The 6,002-nt window shown below is 40.6% G+C and carries 4 protein-coding genes; 2 read left to right on the top strand and 2 right to left on the bottom strand.

Going from position 1 to position 6,002, the window contains the following annotated elements:
* The first annotated feature begins 138 nt into the window (after window positions 1-138).
* A complete protein-coding gene (locus ABYB02_RS13645; RefSeq protein ID WP_372762976.1) occupies window positions 139-348 on the top strand; it encodes a PGPGW domain-containing protein in 210 nt (69 codons plus the stop codon).
* Between the two features lie 69 nt (window positions 349-417).
* Here the strand turns inward: ABYB02_RS13645 and ppsA are convergent, their stop codons facing one another.
* Window positions 418-2,793, bottom strand: a complete 2,376-nt coding sequence (gene ppsA / locus ABYB02_RS13640; protein ID WP_372762975.1) for a phosphoenolpyruvate synthase — start codon at window positions 2,791-2,793, stop codon at window positions 418-420.
* Between the two features lie 314 nt (window positions 2,794-3,107).
* Here ppsA and ABYB02_RS13635 point away from each other — a divergent pair, with 314 nt between their 5' ends.
* Complete coding sequence (locus tag ABYB02_RS13635) at window positions 3,108-3,917, top strand: pyruvate, water dikinase regulatory protein (protein WP_372762974.1); 810 nt, start codon at window positions 3,108-3,110, stop codon at window positions 3,915-3,917.
* A 115-nt stretch (window positions 3,918-4,032) separates the two neighbouring features.
* Here the strand turns inward: ABYB02_RS13635 and ABYB02_RS13630 are convergent, their stop codons facing one another.
* Window positions 4,033-5,382 (bottom strand): class II 3-deoxy-7-phosphoheptulonate synthase, encoded by a 1,350-nt coding sequence (locus ABYB02_RS13630; protein ID WP_372762977.1) that lies wholly within the window; start codon window positions 5,380-5,382, stop codon window positions 4,033-4,035.
* Between the last annotated feature and the right edge of the window lie 620 nt (window positions 5,383-6,002).

The raw sequence follows: 6,002 nt of genomic DNA, 5'->3' as shown, positions 1-6,002 counted from the left end.
TCATGGTGATGGCTAATAGAAATTGAAGAATGTACAGTTTGTAACACTTCTTTGCACGATTTAATTTTAATTGCAATTATACTCATGTTAACGCAATTATTATTGATCACTACATATGGCTGTTATAAGGGGGCATGCATGAAAAAAATGCTATTACTGTTCAGTGGTGGACTATTTATGTTGTTAGGAGTGCTGTTTGTTATTATACCCGGTCCTTCTTTGTTATTTTTTATTGTAGGGCTGATGTGCTTTTCTTGTTATTACCCAAAAGCGCGTCACTCTTTAGCTTTATGCCAACGCGCGTTAACAAAATCGTGCGCCTATTTAGATAAAAAATTAGCACGCTAACCGCTAGTTTACTTGCGAGCAGAGACAAAAATGCCAGCAATAAGCTGGCATTTTTATTACACAGTGTAATTACTTAGCGAGTTTATCGGCTAAATATAACCATGTTTCTAGTACGGTATCTGGGTTTAGTGAAACAGAATCAATACCCTGCTCTACTAACCAGGCTGCAAAGTCTTCATGATCAGAAGGACCTTGGCCACAAATTCCAACATACTTGCCTTTTTCTTTGGCGGTTTTAATTGCCATAGAAAGCAGCTTTTTGATTGCTGGGTCACGCTCATCAAATAAATGCGCAATTAAACCAGAATCACGGTCTAGGCCTAGCGTTAGCTGGGTTAAGTCGTTTGAACCGATTGAGAAACCATCAAAGTGCTCTAAAAACTCTTCAGCTAATAGTGCATTAGAAGGTAGTTCACACATCATGATAACTTTTAGACCATTTTCGCCACGTTTTAGGCCATGCTCTTCAAGTAATTCAATAACACGTTTGCCTTCTTCAAGCGTACGTACGAATGGGATCATGATTTCGATATTGGTCATATCCATGCCGTCTCTTACACGCTTAATTGCTTCACACTCTAGTGCAAAACAGTCGCGGAAAGATTCTGAGATATAACGCGCGGCACCACGAAAACCAATCATTGGGTTTTCTTCTTCTGGCTCATATTGTTGGCCGCCAACTAAGTTAGCGTATTCGTTAGACTTAAAGTCAGACATACGAACAATCACACGCTCCGGTGCAAATGCACACGCAAGTGTAGAAATACCTTCAACTAGCTTACTAATGTAAAACTCTACTGGCGATTCATAACCGGCAATCATGTCGGTGATTTCGCTTTTTAATGCATCTGTTTGTGCATCAAAGTTAAGCAGTGCTTTAGGGTGTACACCAATCATACGGTTGATAATAAATTCAACACGTGCAAGGCCAACACCTGAATGCGGTAAACGTGCAAAATCAAATGCGCGATCAGGGTTACCTACGTTCATCATGACTTTCATAGGTAGTTCAGGCATTTCGTCAACGCGTGAAGTTAATACTTCAAAGTCTAAAATACCTTCGTAGATGAAACCGGTATCGCCTTCGGCACATGACACGGTAACTTCTTGACCTGCAGTGATTAAATCGGTGGCATTACCACAACCCACTACGGCAGGAATACCGAGTTCACGGGCAATGATTGCAGCGTGACAAGTACGGCCACCACGATTGGTAACAATCGCTGCAGCACGTTTCATAATAGGTTCCCAATCAGGGTCGGTCATGTCGGTAACTAGAATATCGCCAACTTGTACCTGGTCCATTTCTTTGATTGAGTTAAGTACGCGAACAACACCACTACCAATTTTGTGACCAATTGCACGGCCTTCAACAATCACGTTGCTGCTGCCATTTAATTGAAAACGTTCCATTACGTTAGCGTCTTCGTTTGAGCGAACAGTTTCTGGGCGTGCTTGCACTATATATAGTTTGCCGTCGTTACCGTCTTTTGCCCATTCGATGTCCATTGGACGACCGTAATGTTTTTCGATGATTACAGCTTGCTTGGCAAGATCTTGCACTTCTTCATCTGTAATCGAAAATTTGTTAGAAAGCGCCGGATCAACGTCAACAATGTCAACTTGTTTACCGTGTGCTTTATCTGCTGAGTAAATCATTTGAATGGCTTTAGAGCCAATGTTACGACGTACTACTGCAGGCTTATTTTTAAGCAATGTTGGTTTATGAACATAAAATTCGTCAGGGTTTACTGCACCCTGTACTACCATTTCGCCAAGACCGTAGCTTGATGTGATAAATACCACATCTTCAAAACCAGACTCAGTATCAATACTAAACATAACGCCCGATGCAGACTTATCTGAACGCACCATACGTTGAATACCCGCAGACAATGCCACACCACGGTGATCGTACCCTTGGTGTACACGGTATGAGATAGCACGGTCGTTAAACAAAGAAGCAAATACGTGCTTAATAGCGACCATAACAGAGTCGATACCTACCACGTTAAGAAACGTTTCTTGTTGGCCGGCGAAAGATGCGTCTGGCATGTCTTCTGCTGTGGCTGATGAGCGTACTGCAAATGAAACATCAGAAGTTGCGTCGCCATGAAGTTGGCTGTATGCGTCGCGGATGGCTTTATCTAGATTAGGTTGGAATGGGGTGTCTATTATCCATTGGCGGATATCAGCACCAACTTTTGCGAGTGTATTTACATCATCAACATCGAGTGTATCGAGAATGTCGTGAATTTTAGCGGTGAGTCCAGATTGATCTAAAAACTCATTAAAAGCATCAGCGGTAGTTGCAAAACCACCCGGCACTTGTACACCTGCGTTAGCTAGGTTTGAAATCATTTCACCCAATGAAGCGTTTTTACCGCCAACACGAGGAACATCTTGCATACCAAGCTCTTGATACCAGAGAACGTATTCTTGCACGGATCTTTCTCCAAAAAAACAAATTGTAGTACTAATACCAACCGAATTAAAACTCTAATCGTTCTAGCGAGTTGAACATCTCATTAACAGGTTGTAAATTTTTCTAGCAGGTAAATCACTGTCTAAATTCTTTTGTTACTGGGTCGCTTCTCAAACGCTATAATTGACCATTTCCTTAATGCAATTGACATAACTGTGAGAGTTAAGAAAGAAAACCTTTTATAAAGGTCGCGCCCATTCTACACTGGCAATAGTCCTCACGTAAACCGTGAGAAACTTAAAATTAAAATTAAAAGTAATAAAATAGAGGATTTATGAGAACTGCTTTTTATATTTCAGATGGTACAGCCATTACGTCGGAGGTGTTTGGCCATGCAACGTTGTCATTGTTTCCTGTTGATTTTAATCACAAAACGATTCCATTTGTTGAAACAGAAGAAAAAGCACACGAAGTCAAAGCACTAATTAATGCCACAGCGGCTCGAGATGGTGAAAAGCCATTAATATTTTTCACCTTTGTAAACTTCAATTTAAGCGAAATTATTCGTTCTTCTAATGGCGTATGTTACGATTTTTTAACCACTTATAGTGACAAAATTGAGCAGGAAATTGCTGTAGCGCCGGTGCCAAAAGTACATCGTACCCACTCGATACATGAAAAAAGTTATGACTTTAGGATTGACGCGGTCAACTATGCACTGATCAATGACGATGGCAGCAATATAAAAAATTACAGTGAAGCGGATATTATTTTAGTGGGTGTAAGCCGCAGTGGTAAAACCCCCACCAGTTTATATTTAGCATTGCAATACGGCATTAAAGCTGCCAATTACCCTATTACCGAAGATGATCTAGAAAGTGAGGGATTACCTAAATGTTTAATCCCTTATAAGCATAAGCTATTCGGCTTAACAATTGACCCTGAACGCCTCGCGGCGATAAGAGATAGACGTATGGCTAACTCTAAATACGCCTCGCTGCGCCAGTGTCGTATTGAAGTACGTGAAGTAGAAATGTTGTACAAACGTAATAAAATTCCTTATTTAAATTCGACCCACCATTCGGTAGAAGAAATATCGGCAAAAATTATTTCGGATACCGATCTTGAACGTCGAAAGTACTAAGGTAACAGCGGTTTAAAAATAAAAAACGCCGCTAGTGAAGCGGCGTTATTACTAGGGATATTTGTTAAGCTGAAAGCGAGTAAATGCTTAACCCGCGTTCAGGCTAGTGTTGTAATTATTTTCGGGCGTCTTTTAATAAGTCGGCCACTAAAAAGCCTAATTCTAATACTTGGTCTGCGTTTAAACGCGGGTCACACTGTGTTTTATAACGCTGTGCTAAGTCGTCATCAGACAAACCATACGCGCCACCGGTACACTCAGTAACGTGCTGCCCAGTCATTTCTAAATGCACACCACCGGCATACGAGCCTTCGGCTTTATGTACAGCGAAGAACTGGCTGATTTCACGCATAATATTGTCAAAACTACGGGTTTTATACCCTGAGCTGGCTTTTTCGGTATTACCATGCATTGGATCTGAGCTCCAAATAACCTTGCGGCCTTCTTGTTGTACTTTGCGTACCAGTGCTGGTAGTTTTTCGGGTAAAATATCTGCGCCCATACGGGTGATTAACGTTAACCGACCCGGAATGTTATCTGGATTAAGTGCGTCAATTAAACGAATTAAATCATCAGGATCCATACCTGGGCCCACTTTAACCCCAATGGGATTTTTAATACCCTTGAAAAATTCAATATGGGCGTGATCTAATTGGCGAGTACGCTCACCAATCCACACAAAGTGTGCAGAACAGTCGTACCAATCACCCGATAAGTGATCGCGACGTGTTAATGCTTCTTCGTAGCCTAACAATAACGCCTCATGAGAGGTGTATAAATCGGTTTCTTTTAAGCTTGGGGCGATGGTCGAGTTAATACCACACACTTCCATAAACTCCAATGCGTCTTGAATTTTATCGGCAAGTTGCTGATATTTTTCTTTTTGTGGGTTTGCAGCAACAAAGCCCATATTCCAACGGTTTACTTGGTGTAAGTCGGCAAGACCACCTTGTGCAAATGCACGTAGCAAGTTTAATGTGGCTGCACTGTGATGGTACGCGGTCATTAAACGTTGTGGATCGGGTACACGTGCTTGCTCGGTAAACTCAAAGTTATTCACGATATCACCACGGTATGAGGGTAAAGACACACCGTTGATTGTTTCTAAGTCGGCTGAACGTGGTTTAGCATATTGACCCGCCATACGGGCAATTTTAACTACAGGGCACTTACCACCATAAGTGAGTACCACCGCCATTTGTAAAATGGTTTTAAACGTATCACGGATATTAGCGGCATTAAAATCACTAAACGACTCTGCGCAATCACCACCTTGTAATAAAAAAGCCCGGCCTTCACATACATCTTCTAATTGCTTAAATAAACTTCTGGTTTCTTCAGCGAAAACTAATGGCGGTGCACTCTTTAATTGCGCTTCAACTGCTTGTAGCGAGTCTTGATCTGGGTAGTTTGGCTGCTGCAGTATTGGCAGTTCTCTCCAGCTATTTGGGTTCCACGGTTGCATATTCATTCCTCATTCCTATTTACCTGTTACATCGAAATTAACGTATGCAAGGCTGTTTGTTCAAGGACTAAATTCACTATTTACCAATTATTTAGTTATGAGTTACGTAAATGAGATATTTAAGCTAGCAGTAAAGACCGTTATAAGCCTTTAGAGTGTGTAATGTCATTATAATAAATTGTTACTTATCATAGTTTTAAATAATTACAGTGTTACTTTTGAGCAACTAAGTATGTTTAATCATGAAATAATTAAAATTGCAGTGAATACAAGGAACACATCATACTTATTTGATGTGAATGTAATCTTAGCTTTACAGTTAATTTTTAAAAATATTCAATCAAAGTTATGCGTTATTTAAAATAGCTGCTATGAGATTAAATTCTAACTGTAATAACCCCTTATCCCTAGCTAGCAAATAGAGCCCCCTTAAAACAACCCTGATGAAAAGCGAGTTCGGTTGCCTGCCTGAAAATTTGATAGCGCATTGTTAACACTACACTGATAGCGATTGTTGATTGGTAAAAACATAGCTTATGCTGCCTGTTACAATTTACGTATATAGGTCGGCATGGCTCGCTATAATCAGATTATATAGTGTTGATTATAGCGAGCCCAGT

The organism is Pseudoalteromonas sp. (assembly GCF_041613455.1).
Taxonomy (GTDB): domain Bacteria; phylum Pseudomonadota; class Gammaproteobacteria; order Enterobacterales; family Alteromonadaceae; genus Pseudoalteromonas.
This window is presented reverse-complemented; position numbering and strand designations above follow the sequence as displayed.